Here is a 17,111-nt window from a genome sequence, read left to right on the forward strand (position 1 = left end):
AAAGCCGAACCCTTCCATTGATTGTGGCGAAAGGAAATATTCCGCTCATCGGCGTGTGTGGTGGCAACGGAAGGGCCCGCTTTTGACACAGGCTTCGACTTTCGCGGTGCTGATGGGCATGAGTGCCGTTCCAGTGTCCGCGCAGTCAGTGCCTGGTGCGACTTCCAAAACGAATTCCAATATGACCTTGCCGGAAGTTGATATCTCCGCCGTCTCCACCAATGTATCTCCGGCCGGCGAGACTTTTGGAGTGATCACGCCGCCGAAAAAATTTGAACTGGGACCGGCCGGCAATCAGAAGCCTCTGGATATGCCGCATTCGGTTCAGGTGATTTCGCAGGAAATAATCAGGAGCCAGCAGGCGCGCAACCTCGCGGACGTGCTGAAATTCAATCCTTCCGTGCAGATGAGCCGCGGCGCCGATGGCGGGCGTATTTCCTCGCGCGGCTTTGAATCCGGCGTCGTCCAGAATACCCGCATGGATGGGCTGAATATGATCAGCACCACCGGCTATCCGATTGAGCAATTCGACCGAATTGAAATGCTCAATGGCGTGGCTGGCGGCATGTATGGTCCAACGGGCCCGACGGGTACGTTCAATTTCATTTCCAAGCGCCCGACCGACGTGCCGTTCCAGACGATCAGCTACGGATATGACTCAATCTCCAACAACACTGTATTCGGTGATGTGGGTGACAGGGTCGAAGGGCTGGCTTTCCGGTTTAATTTCGTCCATTCGGGCGGCCAAAGCTATGCTCCAACCAGCAGTCTGCGCCGGACGCTCCTTGATGGTGCGATCGATCTGCATTTCGGCGACTCGACCGTTCTCGAATTGAATGGCAGCTATTACGATTGGCATTGGTTCGGCTTCCCGGGGAGCTTCACCTATGGCAATGGTATCTACAATCTTCCACAAGCCCCCAGCTCTTCGACGGCCGGCTTTGGTGTCCCCGGCATGGGCAATCAGAACGAGACGCATACATTCAGTGCGAAGCTGAAACATGAATTCAATCAGGATTGGAATCTGACCATCGGTTTGCTCGATCAGACGGTCGAGCGTGGCCTCTACCAGCCGACCAATGTGCTGAACAATAATTACGGTCAATTCACGTCACAGATTAATTCGCAGAAGGCTGCCAAATTCACGATCATCAGTAATCTTGCCACTCTCAATGGTCATGTGATGACCGGTAATATCAGTCATGATATTTTCGTCGGCACGACCGGTTTCACCTGGGGCACTTTCAGTGGTATCGGCACGAATAGCGTGACCGTCGGTACCGCTAATATCAATAATCCCTTTGTTTTCGCGACGCCCATTTATCAAACCGGTGGCGCGGTCTACAAATCTGCCCGTAATGATCAGCAGTCTTTGGTCGGCGGGGATACGATCAAGTTTGATGAGCATTGGAGCTTGTCGCTCAATTCGAGCTTTTCCTGGCTTACGTCCAAAAACTACAATGCCCTGGGCCAGAAAACGAGCAGCTTTCAAACCGGAGGTGAATGGAGCCCGACGGCGAGTGTGATGTACAAGCCGAGTGAAAATCAGACCGCTTATTTTACTTATGCCAATAGTTTGCAGCAGGGTGACACGGCTCCCACGGGCACGCTCAATGCCAACCAGACATTGGCGCCTTATCGCAGCACACAATATGAACTCGGCTACAAAGTCGCTCTCAACGACCGCTTTATGATCACGGCCGATGGATTCCGTATTAGTCAGCCTTGGGCTTATCAGAACGCTGACAAGATTTACCAAAATTTTGGTACCCAGGTGAACTGGGGATCGGAAGTCATGCTGACAGGGCAATTGACTGATGACCTGTCCATGATGGGCGGGTTCATGCAATTGGTTCCGAAGCTGTTCAATACGGGGACACCAGGCATCGAAGGCAAGGATGTGGTCAATATTCCGCGCGTACAGGCCAATCTCTTCCTCGAATATACAGTGCCAACCATCCAAGGCTTGGCGCTGAGCACGAATTTTCATTATGTGGGCGGCCGTCCCGGTAATGAAACGAACACCATTTGGTCCGGCGCCTATGCCACGCTCGACTTTGGCTTGCGCTATACGACCGTGGTGGATGGCCACAGGATCACGGCGCGGTTCAACGTCAATAATGTGACGGACAAGTCTTACTGGACGAATATTTATCCCGTGAGTGGTGTTTCCACGAGCGCTGGATCGCAAGCCTATCTCGGTTTGCCCCGCACTTTTTCCGCTGGGTTGGATTTCACCCTTTGATCTTCTAGGTCGTAAACTCATAAATTCGCTTTGCGATTGTCAGTTTGCATGATTCAAGGCTTCCAAAAGAGGAAGCCAGATGACGCGCCGCCGCTACGAACTCACCGACCATGAATGGTGGATCCTGTCGCCTCTATTGCCCAACAAACCGCGTGGCGTTGCTCGCGTCGATGATCGGCGGGTGCTGAATGGCATTCTTTGGCGGTTCCGAACGGGCTCGCCTTGGGCAGAGATTCCAGAGCGCTACGGCCCACCGACCACTTGCTACAACCGCTTTGTGCGGTGGCGGAAAGCCGGGGTCTGGGATCGGCTTCTCGACGCGGTTTCAGAGGCTTACGACGGTGACATCGTCATGATTGACTCGACCTGTGTTCGCGTTCACCAGCACGCGGCTACGGGAAAAAAGGGGATGGAGACGATGGCGGCATGGGACGTTCCCGCGGCGGGCTCACCAGCAAAATCCATGCTCTCGTCGATGCCGAAGGGCGCCCCGTCACCCTCCGCTTAACCGGCGGTCAGGTCGCGGACTGCACCGAAGCCGATGCGTTGACCGATGGTCTCGGCGAAGGAGACATCCTGCTGGCCGACAAGGGTTATGATAGCAACGCTATCCGAGCCAAGGCGGCGGAGCGGAAAGCCTGGGCCAACATCCCACCAAAAGACAATCGCAAGGGGAGCTTCTCCTTCTCGCGTTGGGTCTATCGGCAACGCAACCTCGTGGAACGGTTCTTTAACCGGATCAAGCAGTTCCGCGGCATCGCAACACGCTACGACAAAGACCCCGCCAACTTCCTCGCCGCTATCAAACTCGTCGCGATAAGAATTTGGTGCCAAAGTTTATGAGTCGACGCCCTAGTATCGAGAATGACAGATTCTCGATACGTCACTTTTTAAATCGTATCCACTTGTCCCCATTGAACCGCGACGGGTGCGCTTCAATGAGGGTGGATATGAGAGCCTCACGCTGGTTTGATCCCACTTTTCTTCTAAAAGAGCGCGCCCGTACCGAGCGGGCGCGCTCTTTGCTTATTGCCACGCTTGCTGCGACCGAGAGGCACCGGAATGATTTTTGGCCGCTTCTCGAACTTTCGGCTTAGCAAGGGATTAAGGTCCAAACGGCCAGCTTATGTTGTCGGCCATCCTAAGAGAAGCGTAAGTAATCAGCCTTGCTTCTTGTCTCTTGTTTTGACTTCTTAAAAACTGAGCAGGAAGTTTCAAAGTGTCCTTGTGTTTACGTCTCTTAAGAGCTTTCTCGCGCCGAGTGTTATCTGTAAAATTTTCTTTATCGTAGCTTCTTTTGTTGAGTTACGACATGAAGCTGGTGCGAGCCTTACATAGAAGGGGCGTCTTTTCATCGCGCAAGACGTTCACCATTGATTTAGAATCTGTGGTTCATTATATGAAAAACCGATAACGGCCTGATCGGCCGGCTCAGCATGAGCGCAATTCGGCCGCAAAAGGTCGTAGAGGGGAACAAGGAGAGCAGTGCGTTTCGCGAAAAAGGCCTGATGGAGGCCTTTCAGGAAGATTGGGTTAAAACGATGATGAAAGCGCTAGCAGAGGGTACGATCCGTCGGCTCTGGGCCTGCGATATGTCTCACTTTCGCGACCATCTTTTGCGTCTCGATCCCGATAGCCGTTTCGAACGGTTCGGGGCCTTTACGGACGATACCCAAATCAACCATTATGTCGATAGCTGCTACGGCCCTGACGAAATCATCTATGGCTATGTCGTGGATGGCGAAGTGCGCGGTGCCGGCGAATTGCGGGCGATGGGGGCTTCCTTCCTGCCTGAAGGTGCGGCGGAGGCGGCCTTCAGCGTGGAACAGGGCTGGCGGCGCCAGGGCGTCGGGACCAATTTCATGAAGCGGATTGTCCTCGCCGCGCGCAATCGCCGCATCCATACGCTTTATCTATCCTGCCTCGCGCATAATTCCAAAATGGTCGGTCTGGCACGGAAATTCGCGACGGAATTGACTTTCGAGACGGATGAAGTGACGGGCAAGCTGATCGCGCGGACCCCGTCCACGACATCGCTGATCGAGGAATTGATCGATAATTCCGTCGGTTTCACGGAAGCCATGTTCGATTTCCAGAAGCGCATTCTGACCGCCGCCGAGGAAGCCAGGCATCCGAGCTCGGAGAGGCATTCAGTGACGGTTTGATCGTTCTGCAACTATCAAAAAAAGCCCCCTTTCTATGGAAGGGGGCTTTTTTAATGTCTCACGGGCGAGATGATGCCAGAAAATCTTTACCGTCAAATCTTCAGGGCGAGCCGGCCCAGGAAGGCGCGCGGCGCGCCGGGATAATAATAAGCGTTGGTCCCCATAGCCTGTTGATAATAGCTCGTATTCAAGTAGCCGATATAGCTTGTGTCGAACAGATTGGTGACTGTCAGGCTGGCATTGAACAGGCCAATAGGGGTCTGATAATCATAACCAATATTGAGATCGACCGTGGCATAGCCGGAAAGATGCTGTGTACGGGTCGTATCGCCCCATCTGTCGCTGATATAATTGATGATCGGTGAGATCGTGAGTTGACCGTCGCCGAGCCAGGGGTCGCGTGTAGACCAATTGAGGCCGGCCGCCATGGTCCAATTGGGAACATCGGGAAATTGCGTGCCCTTGACCGCAGCCGCCATGATGGTCGCGGCGGAAGCGCCGGGGAGTGTCGGCAGATTGGCGTCGAAGACATTCCGTGTATAGCCAACCGAGGCGAAGAGATCGAGTTCCGGACGCGGGAGCCAATGCGCCATTAATTGGCCGCCGATCGCATGGGTGTCGGCGACATTCTGGCTATAGGCGACGCCGATGCCGGGATCGAAGGATACACCCTTATTGGCATATTTGGCGTAATAGAAACGCGGTTCGAGCAAAGCCGTGCCAATATCGGGGCTTTCATAGGTCCAGCGCAATCCAACATCGATATTGGTCGAGGTTTCGGCTTTCAAAGTGCTCCATAGCTGGTCTGCGCTAATGCCTTTCGCTTGGAAAGTTGCGGCATTCTGCTGGTAGGCAGGGAAAATGTCGAAGGACGGTGCGCCGTAATTGGCGCCGACACTCATATTCGCCTGCAAATTTGGGGTCAGGTCATAGCTTGCTGCCATATAGGGCAGAAAGGCCCCGAACACATGGCTTGAAACGCTTCGCATGCCGTTGATGCCGGGGGCCATGCCAATGGCGGCATTATAGGAAGTATCGCTGACGCCCATCGTATTGAAGGCATTGATGCCGGGGATATTCTCCCACATGTAGCGGGCTCCGGCCTGCAAATGCAGGGGGCCGATCTTCTTGTCCATCATGGCATAGGCGCTTTGGAATTCATTGCGGGTCGTCGCCTGGGCGAGAATGGACCACATGTTGAAATTCAAGCCGCCATAGGCGTTAGGCATATACATCTTCCAGGCATTGGGCGGACCTGGCAGCTGCATCGTCGTCCACCAATAACCGAGCTTCATATCGGTCTCGAGGAGACGGGTGGAAATCTCGCTCGTCAAACCATAGGAATCATGGTCGAGGAGCCAGTTGCGGACCATGCCATTGGCCATGCCGTCGTAATAGGCGCCTTTCTCACTGAAATAATAGGGTTTGACGGTGAGCTGAGTGTTTTCGTTGAAATGATAGGTCAGTTCGGAGAGGATCACCCAATCCTCGAAGCTCTGCCGGTTGTTGTTGAAATAAGCGATGCCGGCATTCGGATTGGCGGAATAATCATAAAAGCGATAAAGGCCGAGATTCTGCGTCTGCATATAATTGAGGGGCCGATAGGTATTCTGCTGCATATTGGCATAGGAGAAATAGAGTCTTGCATCGAATTGATCGGTGATTTTCGTACTCAGGCCGAAAGAGGCGGTTGTGTTGCCATTGGCGGCTTTGCCCGGTCCGCGCCAATTCTCCGCATCGGTCCAGGAGCCCGACGCAAAGGCATGCGTCGTCCCGTTGAAAAGAGCGCCGGAATCGACACGCGCGAAAGTACGGAAGAAATTGAAGGAGCCAAAGCCCTGGGTGATCTCGGCACCGGGTTTGTCTTCTCCCCAGCGAAGCTGTGTATTGATCGCGCCCGCCGTGGTGAAAAAGCTGCCCTTATCCGGCGCGATCGGACCCTGATAAACCTGCATACTGTCCACGTTTTCCGTGGGAAACAGCCATTGGAAACCGGGGCCCGGATTGACGCCCCCAAGGGGAATGCCCTCGACTGTGCTAATGCTATTGCCGTGTGAGCTGGCCTCGCCCCTGATCCTTATGCCTTTGTTACTGCCGGGAATATTCGCGAGACCATAAGGATCAATGGCCGGGGCATAAACCGAGGGTAGGATGGAAACAGCACGGAAAGCATTGGCGCTGCCGCCGGGCGACAGAATATTGATGGCTTTGTTGCTGACCTCATAGGCGGTTTCCGGTGTATCCGGGATAGTCCCGGCAAGCACCGGCCGGTTTGACGCAGCCTGCACATGAACGACAGGAAGTTCCAATCCGTTATCGACGATCGCGGTCTGTGCGTGTGCTTCCATCGCCAGACAGGGCAGGGTAATGACGGATAGATGTGACCAATGGATAAGAAAACCGCGTTGTTTCAACCCTATCTCGCCCCCATGAAACGCCATGACGCGAGACGGACAATGCGCCAAGCCAATGGCCTGTTTGTATTCAATAGGGAATAGGATCGTGGTTATTTCGTCAAGTCGATTTTATCTTTATGCAGACATTTGATGGAATGTATTTCCCCTTGTGGCGGTTTGTGGAAATCAGTTTCCTCCGATCAACCAACACCTGCCTGATATGGATCTCTCTCTTGCTGGGGGATCTCTTGAGGGCCACGTCCTGGCTGGTCGAAAGGCGTCTTGATGGTTGATCCGCTGGGAAGCGATCCGATATGAAGGCATGACCATCCTTTTTCGAGGCGGCTTCCATGTCTCTCATTCATTCCTTGCTGTCCCGCAACTTCCTTGATTTTCCACGAGATCCTGCCCAAGCGGGGCAGGGTGCGCCCGCCGTTGCGCTTGGGACCTTGCCGGAATGGAACCTCGCCGATCTCTATCCGGCGCCGGATTCCCCCCTTTTCGCGCGCGATCTCGCCCATGCCGTGGCCGAGGCTAAGGCTTTTGCGGAGGCCTATAAGGGCCGGCTGGAAACATTGGCGATGGATCCTTCCAGCACGGGCCTGATCGAGGCCGTGCGCCGCTATGAGACGGTTGAGGAATTGCTTGGCCGGCTCATGTCCTATGCCGGTCTGCATTATTACGGCGATACGAGCGATGCGGCGCGCGCCAAATTCTATGGTGACACACATGAGGAAATCACCAAGGCCTCTTCCGATCTCCTGTTCTTCGAGCTCGAATTGAACCGTCTTGACGACGCTTTGATCGAAAAGGCTCTCAAGGGCACGCCGCTTGAACATTACCGGCCCTGGATCGAGGATATCCGCAAGGAAAAGCCACATCAGCTCGATGACAGACTCGAGCAATTATTTCTCGATAAATCGGTGACCTGCCGCAGCGCCTGGAACCGTTTGTTCGATGAGACCATCTCCGCCTTGCGGTTCAAGGTTGATGATCAGGAACTGACCTTGGAACTGGCCCTGAACCTGATGCAGGACGAGGACACGAAAGTCCGCGAAAAGGGTGCCAACGCGATTGCCGAAACCTTGAAGGCCAATCTGCGGACCTTCACGCTGATTTCGAATACACTCGCCAAGGATAAGGAAATTTCCGACCGCTGGCGCGGCTTCCAGGATATTGCCGATTCCCGTCATCTGTCGAACCGGGTCGAGCGCGAGGTTGTGGATGCGCTGGTGGCGGCGGTTCATGCCGCCTATCCACGTCTTTCGCATCGCTATTACAAGCTCAAGGCAAAATGGTTCGGACTGGACCAGTTGAATCATTGGGATCGCAACGCGCCTTTGCCCAATATCGCCGCCAAGACCTATCCTTGGGCCGAGGCGCGCGACACGGTGCTTGATGCTTATGGCGCTTTCTCTGCCGATATGGCGGGTATTGCCAAACGCTTCTTCGACAATGGCTGGATCGACGCGCCGGCGCGTCCCGGCAAGGCTCCGGGTGCCTTCGCGCATCCGACCGTGCCTTCCGCGCATCCCTATGTCTTGCTGAATTATCTTGGCAAGCCGCGTGATGTCATGACACTTGCGCATGAACTTGGTCATGGTGTGCATCAAGTGCTTGCCGGGCCGAATGGGGCCTTGATGGCGCCGACGCCGTTGACGCTCGCCGAAACGGCTTCCGTCTTCGGCGAAATGCTGACCTTCCGCACTCTCCTGGCCCGCACGACCAATGTGACCGAGCGCCGTGCCATGCTTGCGGCCAAGGTCGAGGATATGATCAATACGGTCGTGCGGCAGATCGCTTTCTATACATTCGAGCGTAAACTGCATACAGCCCGTCGTGAAGGAGAACTAACCGCCGAACAGGTCTGCGAACTCTGGATGAGTGTGCAGGCGGAAAGCCTTGGTCCCTCGATCAAGCTGGGGCCGGGTTATGAGACCTTCTGGGCCTATATTCCGCATTTCATTCATTCGCCTTTCTATGTCTATGCTTATGCCTTTGGCGATTGCCTGGTGAACTCTCTCTATGGCGTCTATGAAAAATCCCGCGAGGGTTTTGCCGAACGTTATCTCGCCATGTTGTCGGCGGGTGGCACCAAGCATCATGCGGAATTGCTCGCGCCCTTTGGACTGGATGCGCGTGATCCCTCCTTCTGGCAGATTGGCCTTTCGATGATCGAGGGTATGATCGGCGAACTGGAAAGCCTTGAGGGACAATAGAGAGGGGCAATAGAGCATCGCTCGATCAATCGGGCGCATGAGCGATGCTCTGAGGTCTTCTCATCGCATCGAATTGATCCCAAAAGGGATACAACTTTTCGGTGTGATGCTGTAGGCGGACTGCGGATCGTTCAGACGCAGACAGAATGAGGAGAATGCATGCGTGCAGTCGTGGTTCGAACGCCGGGTGGTCTCGATCATCTGGCCCTTGTCGAACAGCCCGATCCCGGTGCACCGGGGATCGGTGAAATTCGCGTGCGCCTGCACGCGAATTCACTGAACTATCATGATTATTGCGTTGCCATCGGGGTCATGCCGACGGAAGACGGGCGCATCCCCATGGCCGATGGGGCGGGTATCGTGGAAGCCGTGGGCGATGGCGTCGGGGAATTCGCGGTCGGTGACTCAGTCGTGTCTTGCTTCTATCCGCTCTGGCAGGAAGGGGCGCCCGTGGCCAGCGGCTTTGCAACCGTGCCAGGCGATGGTGTCGATGGTTATGCGCGCGAGAGTGTCGTGCGCCCGGCAAGCTGGTTTACCAAGGCCCCAAAAGGCTATAGCCATGCCGAGGCGGCGACGCTGACGACCGCCGGCTTGACCGCCTGGCGGGCCCTGGTCGGTGACGGAGGGTTGAAAGCTGGCGATACCGTCCTGGCGCTTGGCACTGGCGGCGTTTCCATCTTTGGGCTGCAATTTGCCAAAATGATGGGCGCACGCGTGATCATCACTTCATCCTCTGATGAGAAATTGGAAAGGGCGCGCGCGCTCGGCGCCGACGAAACGATCAATTACAAACAGGAACTCAATTGGGGTGAGAAAGTCTTCGCCTTGACGGGTGGCCGTGGTGTCGATCACGTGCTCGAAGTCGGTGGTCCCGGCACTTTGCCGCAATCGATCGCGGCGGTGCGGATCGGTGGCCATATTGCCATGATCGGTATTCTCACGGGCTTTAGCGGCGAAGTACCGACGCTGGCGCTTCTTGGCAAACAGGCGCGGCTCCAGGGTTTGATCGTCGGCAGCCGGCGTCAACAGATCGAGATGATCCGCGCCATCGAGGAGAATGGCCTGAAACCGGTGATCGACAAGAGTTTCGCCCTGGCTGATATGGCTCAATCGTTCCTGTATGAGGAATCCGGCCAGCACTTTGGCAAGATTGTTTTGGAGTTTTAGCCTCCTTTGATGAAGCGCGGGCTCATTCAGAAAGAGCCGTTGCCGCCGCGTTTTGCCGCCTGGTTCGCGGCGCGCGGCTGGAGCCCGCGGGCACATCAGCAGCATCTTCTGGCTTTGGCGCAACAGCAGGAAAATGCGCTTCTGATCGCGCCGACGGGGGCCGGCAAAACGCTCGCGGGTTTCCTGCCCTCCCTCGTCGATCTGGAACAAAAGCGCAATCGTGATGGGCTGCATACTCTTTATATTTCGCCTCTGAAGGCGCTTGCGGTCGATGTTGAACGCAATCTGCAAATGCCGATTGCCGAAATGGGCCTCAAGATTACGGTTGAGACACGCACGGGCGATACATCCACCGCCAAGCGTCTGCGTCAGCGTCGTCAGCCACCGGATATGCTGTTGACGACGCCGGAACAACTGACGTTGCTGCTCGCCACAGCCGATGCCGAACATCTCTTCGCCGATGTGCGACGCGTTATTTTCGATGAATTGCATGCGATCGCGCCCTCGAAACGAGGCGATCTTCTGAGCCTCGGCCTCGCGCGGCTACGTACGCTCGCGCCCATGATGCGGACCACGGGCCTTTCGGCGACCGTGCGCGCGCCGGAGGATTTGCAACGCTGGCTCGTCTCGCAACAAGATGCAAATGCCCTCGCCACATTGATCACGGCGCCCCCCGGCGCTCCCGCCGATTTACGCATTCTTGACAGTGACAATGCTTTGCCTTGGGCTGGCCATAGCGCCGCCCATGCGCTGCGTGAGATTTATGCCGCGATCGAGGCCGCGACCATGACGTTGGTTTTCGTCAATACGCGCGCCCAGGCGGAATATGTGTTTCAGGAACTCTGGCGCATTAATGAGAAATCCTTGCCGATTGCCTTGCATCATGGCTCGCTTGATGCCGGCCAAAGGCGCAAGGTCGAAGCGGCAATGGTACAAAACCGGCTCAAGGCGGTGGTCTGTACGTCAACGCTCGATCTTGGCATCGATTGGGGGGCCGTCGATCTCGTGATCAATGTCGGCGCGCCCAAGGGCGCGAGCCGGCTCGCGCAAAGGATTGGCCGGGCGAACCATCGCCTGGATGAACCGTCCCGCGCCCTTCTCGTGCCGGCCAATCGCTTCGAAGTGCTCGAATGTCATGCCGCCGTGGAAGCGGCGCGCGCCGGCACGCAGGATACGGCTGCTGCACGCGCTGGCGCGCTCGATGTTTTGTGTCAGCATTTGCTCGGCATGGCTTGTGTCGGTCCTTTCGATCCGCAAAGGCTTTATGAAGAAGTGATCACGGCCGCGCCCTATGCGGGCTTAAGCCGAAAGGATTTCGACGCGGCTCTGAATTTTGCGGCCCATGGTGGCTATGCGTTGAAGGCTTATGAACGGTTCGCTAAGCTCAAGCCCATGCCAGACGGGCGCTGGCGCATAGCCAATGGCCGTGTGGCACAGGCCTATCGCATGAATTGTGGGACAATTGTCGAGGCCGACATGCTCAGGGTCCGCCTTGTGCCGGGCTCGGAGGGGGGACGGCGAAAAAGCGGTCAGCCGCTCAAGACGGCTTATACGGGCCCATTGCGGCGCGGTGGCCGAATACTCGGCGAGATCGAGGACTATTTTATCGAGACTTTGCGGCCAAAGGATACATTTCTTTTCGGCGGCGAGATTCTGGCACTCCAAGGGATTGCGGGCGATGAAGCCTTGGTGGTGCGCAGTCACGCCGAGACGCCGAAAATTCCGTCTTATGCCGGTGGCAAGTTTCCGCTCTCGACCTATCTTGCCAAACGCGTACGCGAATTGCTCTCGACTCCCGAGGAATGGAACCAATTGCCACCGCAGGTCGTCGAATGGTTGGCGCTGCAGAAACATGTTTCCCGTCTGCCACCCCCTGAGGCTTTGCTTGTCGAAACTTTCGCGCGGGGTGGTCATTTTCATCTCGTTGCCTATCCTTTTGAGGGCCGTCTCGCGCATCAGACGCTTGGCATGTTGTTGACACGAAGAATGGAACGGGCCGGTCTGCAACCACTCGGCTTCGTCGCCAATGATTATGCTCTGTGTGTTTGGTCGCGCGCCGATGTCGGCGCCTGGTGCGAGGACAATAAATATGCGCTGAATGCGCTTTTCGCGAAGGATATGCTGGGCGATGATCTCGAGGAATGGCTGCATGAATCGGCTCTGATGAAACGCACATTCCGTAATTGCGCGATCATCGCCGGATTGATCGAGCGGAATTTCCCGGGCAAACAGAAAGCTGGGCGGCAAGAGTCGCGGCGAGTGACCATTTCGACCGATCTCATCTATGATGTCTTGCGACGGCACGAACCTGACCATGTGCTGTTGCGAGCGGCCCGTGCCGATGCGGCGACCGGCCTTCTTGATCTCGAACGATTGGGGCTAATGCTGGCGCGTGTGCGGCATAAAATCATCCATCAGCCCTTGACGCATATTTCGCCGCTCGCCGTGCCGATCATGCTCGAAATCGGCCGTGAAAGGGTCTATGGCGAGGCCCAGGATGCGCTTTTGGCCGAAGCCGCGGCGGATCTGGCGGCGGAAGCGATGGCGCCCTGACCTCTTGCCGCGCGAATAATTTCAGGGCGAATAATTTCAGGGATTGTGATTGTGCTGTAAAGCTTTGTCCGTGAGCCAGAATCCTGCCAGAACGACCACGCGCGCCGCCCTTGCCATCGGCGACAAAGACTTTGTTGCCGATCCTTCGGGCGCGCTCTTCCTGGAAGAGGAGAGGCTGCTGATCGTGGCCGATCTGCATCTTGAAAAAGGCTCGGCCTATGCCACGCGTGCCGTTTTCCTGCCGCCCTATGATACGCGCCAGGTGCTCGGGAATCTTGCCGCTCTCATGCGTTTTTACGCACCACGTGGCCTTATCGCTCTGGGTGATTCCTTCCATGACCAGGGTGCGGGGGAACGTCTCCACCCGGCAGACCGCGAAAGGCTCGCGGTTTTGCAGCAAGGCCGCGAATGGATCTGGATCTCTGGCAATCACGACGCTGAGCGGCCCCTGGGCATAGGCGGAATTTTCCTGGACGAACTCCGTCTTGGCCCGTTCACACTCCGGCATGTGCCCATGGAGGGGCGGGACGGGACAGGGGAACTTGCCGGGCATTTGCATCCGGTGGCTAAAGTGCGCGGACGCGGCGGCGTGGTGCGCCGCCGCTGTTTTCTGACCGATGGACGAAGATGCATCTTGCCAGCTTTCGGCGCTTATGCCGGCGGGCTCAATATCCGTGACGAAGCCTTCACCGCGCTCTTTTCCCTGAAGGACGCGGAAGCCCATGTCCTCGGCCAAAAGGGCGTATATGTCTTTCCCGCACGCCATTGCCTGGAAGAATAAGAAGCGGAGCCCCATTGAAACGGGAGCATAAGCGGGCTAATATCGCAGTCAACGCGGGCGTAGTTCAATGGTAGAACGGCAGCTTCCCAAGCTGCATACGAGGGTTCGATTCCCTTCGCCCGCTCCATTCCAAAATGCTGGAATGCCTGAGATATTTTCGCTCTACCGTTGAACTCGCGTTCCCCACGTTCCCTATCGCGTTCCTCATTGCTGTTTACGAGTTGTTCTTCGCTTCCCGGTGCTCAGCCCGAAGGCCAGCGACCTCGCGCGCTTATGTAGCGAACGGTCGTCAAATTTCGATTTTGAGAATATATTATAATATTAAGAATATTACTGTTGTATAATGTGTGTTTTTGCTGGTTATCAAATTGTTTGTGGGGATAAGATCCTGCAAATTGCCTCGGCTTTAACTTGTCATCGATCATAATTATTTAGAATCGATCATTGTTCAATCGATCTCAGTAAACCTGAGGGATATAACCACGGAGTTTTGGAGCCTTCATAACATCCAGGCTTCCCCGACCATCGAGACATGGTCCTTGCCCTTGGCTGAAGGAACGATGAAATCGCGGCTTGGAATAGGCCAATGAGCAAGAAGGGTGTAGCCAAGCCGAAGACGGCTTTCCTTTAAGGCATCAGGGGCCAGGATATGATAGGGCATTCTATATTTGCCAAAGTCTTCGAGCGTATAGAAGCTTTCATTTTCCGAGAGAGCAACTTTGTTGACGATGATCCTGGCCGGCCGTTTGGGTAAACGGGCGACGATCTCGTCAATCGATAATTCTGCATATTGAAGGACGCCGGAACAGAGCAGAATGTCACAGGCCTGTGTCTCCTCAAGCTTTTCATAAAAGTGCAAGGTCGGTGTTTCAGTTAGGCGGCGCCTGCCTTCCCGTACCACGGCAGGCACATCCACCACTTGCCAACACAAATCTGCTGGCAAGGTCAGCATGTCCTTATAGGCGTAATACTTGCTACCAATATGACCGCCGAAATCTGTAATCACGCGCAAAGCGTTTTCATTGAAAATTCTCTGTAGAAAGAAAAGCACAGGCCAATCGAAACTATGAATCGTAGCAAACGATTCAAGATTAATGGGAACAATCTCATCATTATCGTAAGTTACGCGCTTCGAAGAGGGTAGAAAATCACGTGCCTCTTCAAAAGTCTCAAATCGTCCCCAGTGACGCCCGAAGCCTTTGCGGAAATAAGAGTTTAGAAATCCATTCCGCCGCAATTGTGCGGCCACTGGAAGGTTCCAGAGTATTTTTTTTGATAAAGAAGGAAGTGAGGACATTGTCGTTCTCCCCTGAAGAGCGAGGCGACCAAAACTGATTTCCTACTCACGGCGCATCGCGATCTGGTTTGTGCCAAACGGTTCTTCCATAAAATGTTGAAAGATGAGCCGTTGTTGGCGCCTGACAGCGTCGGCACCGATGGTGCAAAACATTCCCGTCCACCATTAAGGCAACGGAGAAGCAAAGTTACATACGCAAGAACCAAACCAGATTACTAAACACATGCAGCATCGAGAGTGGCCATTTCCGGGTCAAGCAGGCCTTGCTCGTCCACGAACAGAATGATCTGATCTCTATTTGTTTCAGTCTTTTAAAAGTCGAGAAAACGTTAAAATCACGGCAGCAAAATATTTCTCTGTATTCGTATACAAATTTTTGCAATCAGGGCTATTTCTTGCCATTACCTGTGACGCAATCGCCGTTCAATCTGTCCAATAGAACCTTTGATGCTTTGAACTTCAGCACACGGCGTGGTGGAATGACGGCGGCAACTCCGGTGCGGGGATTACGCCCGATCCTCTGAGTCTTGGCCCGAATCTCGAAATTGCCGAAGGATGCCAGCCTGACATTTTCACCCCTGACCAGAGCCTCAGTGATTTCCGATAAAACCTCCGTGACCAGCCGATCAGCATCCTTGCGGGAGATCCCAATGCAATCGTAGACTGAAGATGCCAGATCCTTACGGGTTACGGTGATGAGGCTAAACCCGCGAGGCATGATGTTCCGCCAATCCGCGACCGCTTCTGTGTCTTGCTGTTCAGCGGGCATCATCCCTTCCTTTCGGCTCGTTGCATAATCGGCCTTGCGCTCCGTTTTCGACACAGGATTTAAAGGCAGTCTGTATCCAAGCAGATGGCTAATGCCATGCCGTTCGATCCAAAATGCATCATAATCCGCATGCATACGATGTCATCGATAACGAGCATCTGCATTGATAATGTGGGTTTGGTTTGGTACAATTAAAAGTTCATCGCGCCGGATACATTTATGAATGTAATTACTGCGATGAACAGTGCGGCTAAGCGCGCAGACAATCCACAAATGTTCAGAGAAAAACAAGATCAAAGCCGAAAGAAAATATATCGAAATTCTACTGTTATATCAGAAAATGATTATTAAAATTGAATATCTACAATAATATTGTGCGAACATAGGGCATGATGGAAGATGATCGTGATGAGGGTCGCGAGTTCCTGCCCCTCATTGTCCTGATCCTGAACCGAGCGAGGATGCTGCCGATGAAGAAGATCCATCGGTTCATACAATAACTTTGTTGATAAAGGATCTCGCTGCTGGTGTTGATAGAGTGAAGATAGAAGGAAACGCCAAGCCCCCTCAAGAGCCAGCGGGAGCAATGTATAAAGCGCCGCCGCTCTCGGCCAAAATGGTGCTGATCGCGGTGGGAGGCTGTTTGTCGGTGAAGAGCGCATGGATGCGTGACATATGGCACAGGCGCACCATGGCGTTGCGGCCGAATTTCGTATGATCGGCGACGAGAAAGACCTGTCTTGCATTATCGATGATGGCGCGGGCGACTTGGACTTCGCGATAGTCGAAATCTAGCAATTGACCGTCCTCATCAATGCCGGAGATACCGATAATTCCGAAATCGACCTTGAATTGCCGGATGAATTCGATGGTTGCCTCACCAATGATGCCGCGGTCGCGCGGCCTCACTATCCCGCCCGCTATGACGACTTCAAAACCGGGATTGCTGCTCATGATCGAGGCGACATTCAGATTATTGGTGATGACATGCAGCCCTTTATGTTGGCAAAGCGCCTTTGCCACCTCTTCATTGGTGGTGCCAATATTGATCAAGAGCGAGGCGTGATCAGGAATGACTTGCGCGACGGCCCGGGCAATGCGGCGCTTCTCTTCGAGGCACAAGATCTGGCGGGTTGCGTAATCCTTGTTTTCGACGGTTGAACTGGGGCTCGCGCCACCATGATAGCGGCGTAGCTGGCCGCTTTCGCAAAGTTCATTGATGTCCCGGCGGATGGTCTGTTGCGTGACGTTGAATGTCTGTGTCAGTTCGTCGATGGAGACGAAGCCCTTTTTTTGCGCCAGTTCAAGAATTGTTGCCTGCCGGGGTTTGAGAACCGGGCTGTCGCTGCTCATCAGAATGCCTCAATCGCGCAGTCGCGCGAAAATGTTCCTCATTTAATTCTACCATAATCGAAAAGGGCTCGTCGGCTCTCGTTTCTTGCGATTTGGCGAGAGTGAAAGGGGATGGGCTTGGCCGTTTGACCTCTTGCAGGCCTTGGCTTAGCCATTCGCAAACGAA

The 17,111-nt window shown here is 54.7% G+C and carries 10 protein-coding genes, 1 tRNA gene and 2 pseudogenes; 9 read left to right on the forward strand and 4 right to left on the reverse strand.

The genetic code is table 11. The annotated features are described in order from the left end of the window. Positions 1–82: 82 nt before the first annotated feature. From BIND_RS01855 to BIND_RS19925, 3 genes and pseudogenes are all read left to right on the forward strand, one after another. The gene (locus tag BIND_RS01855) at positions 83–2,245 is read left to right on the forward strand and encodes a TonB-dependent receptor (protein WP_050763879.1); all 2,163 of its coding nucleotides are present in this window, start codon (positions 83–85) and stop codon (positions 2,243–2,245) included. A 79-nt stretch (positions 2,246–2,324) separates the two neighbouring features. Beyond that, positions 2,325–3,088 (forward strand): annotated as a pseudogene (locus BIND_RS20415) (IS5 family transposase). A 593-nt stretch (positions 3,089–3,681) separates the two neighbouring features. Beyond that, positions 3,682–4,410, forward strand: coding sequence for a GNAT family N-acetyltransferase (locus tag BIND_RS19925; RefSeq protein ID WP_012383380.1), 729 nt, complete (start codon positions 3,682–3,684; stop codon positions 4,408–4,410). A 92-nt stretch (positions 4,411–4,502) separates the two neighbouring features. Here the strand turns inward: BIND_RS19925 and BIND_RS01870 are convergent, their stop codons facing one another. Beyond that, entirely contained in the window at positions 4,503–6,824 is a 2,322-nt protein-coding gene (locus BIND_RS01870; RefSeq protein WP_050763880.1) for a TonB-dependent receptor, read from the reverse strand. 332 nt (positions 6,825–7,156) lie between these two features. On the opposite strand from BIND_RS01870, the gene BIND_RS01880 reads away from it, so the two are divergent. From BIND_RS01880 to BIND_RS01900, 5 genes are all read left to right on the forward strand, one after another. Continuing rightward, entirely contained in the window at positions 7,157–9,025 is a 1,869-nt protein-coding gene (locus tag BIND_RS01880) for a M3 family oligoendopeptidase (RefSeq protein ID WP_012383382.1), read from the forward strand. Positions 9,026–9,184: 159 nt separating this feature from the next. Next, entirely contained in the window at positions 9,185–10,192 is a 1,008-nt protein-coding gene (locus BIND_RS01885) for a zinc-dependent alcohol dehydrogenase family protein (protein WP_012383383.1), read from the forward strand. A 9-nt stretch (positions 10,193–10,201) separates the two neighbouring features. Beyond that, positions 10,202–12,745, forward strand: coding sequence for a ligase-associated DNA damage response DEXH box helicase (locus tag BIND_RS01890; protein WP_012383384.1), 2,544 nt, complete (start codon positions 10,202–10,204; stop codon positions 12,743–12,745). A gap of 70 nt (positions 12,746–12,815) precedes the next feature. Next, the gene (pdeM, locus tag BIND_RS01895; RefSeq protein ID WP_041778324.1) at positions 12,816–13,526 is read left to right on the forward strand and encodes a ligase-associated DNA damage response endonuclease PdeM; all 711 of its coding nucleotides are present in this window, start codon (positions 12,816–12,818) and stop codon (positions 13,524–13,526) included. A 53-nt stretch (positions 13,527–13,579) separates the two neighbouring features. Further along, positions 13,580–13,653: transfer RNA gene (locus BIND_RS01900), tRNA-Gly, on the forward strand. 372 nt (positions 13,654–14,025) lie between these two features. On the opposite strand, the gene BIND_RS19930 is transcribed toward BIND_RS01900, so the two are convergent. Further along, positions 14,026–14,823 carry a TIGR04325 family methyltransferase gene (locus tag BIND_RS19930; RefSeq protein ID WP_012383386.1) on the reverse strand — a complete coding sequence of 266 codons (798 nt, stop codon included), beginning with the start codon at positions 14,821–14,823 and terminating at the stop codon, positions 14,026–14,028. A gap of 36 nt (positions 14,824–14,859) precedes the next feature. On the opposite strand from BIND_RS19930, the pseudogene BIND_RS21155 reads away from it, so the two are divergent. Continuing rightward, a pseudogene (locus BIND_RS21155) lies at positions 14,860–14,976 on the forward strand (DDE-type integrase/transposase/recombinase); the annotation flags it as partial. A gap of 235 nt (positions 14,977–15,211) precedes the next feature. On the opposite strand, the gene BIND_RS01910 reads toward BIND_RS21155, so the two are convergent. Both BIND_RS01910 and BIND_RS01915 read right to left on the reverse strand, forming a co-directional pair. Next, positions 15,212–15,541, reverse strand: coding sequence for an integration host factor subunit alpha (locus BIND_RS01910; protein WP_041778326.1), 330 nt, complete (start codon positions 15,539–15,541; stop codon positions 15,212–15,214). Positions 15,542–16,159: 618 nt separating this feature from the next. Further along, positions 16,160–16,945: a DeoR/GlpR family DNA-binding transcription regulator gene (locus tag BIND_RS01915; RefSeq protein ID WP_012383388.1), complete on the reverse strand. Its 786-nt coding sequence runs from the start codon at positions 16,943–16,945 to the stop codon at positions 16,160–16,162. Between the last annotated feature and the right edge of the window lie 166 nt (positions 16,946–17,111).

Source organism: Beijerinckia indica subsp. indica ATCC 9039 (assembly GCF_000019845.1).
In the GTDB taxonomy this organism is placed as follows: domain Bacteria; phylum Pseudomonadota; class Alphaproteobacteria; order Rhizobiales; family Beijerinckiaceae; genus Beijerinckia; species Beijerinckia indica.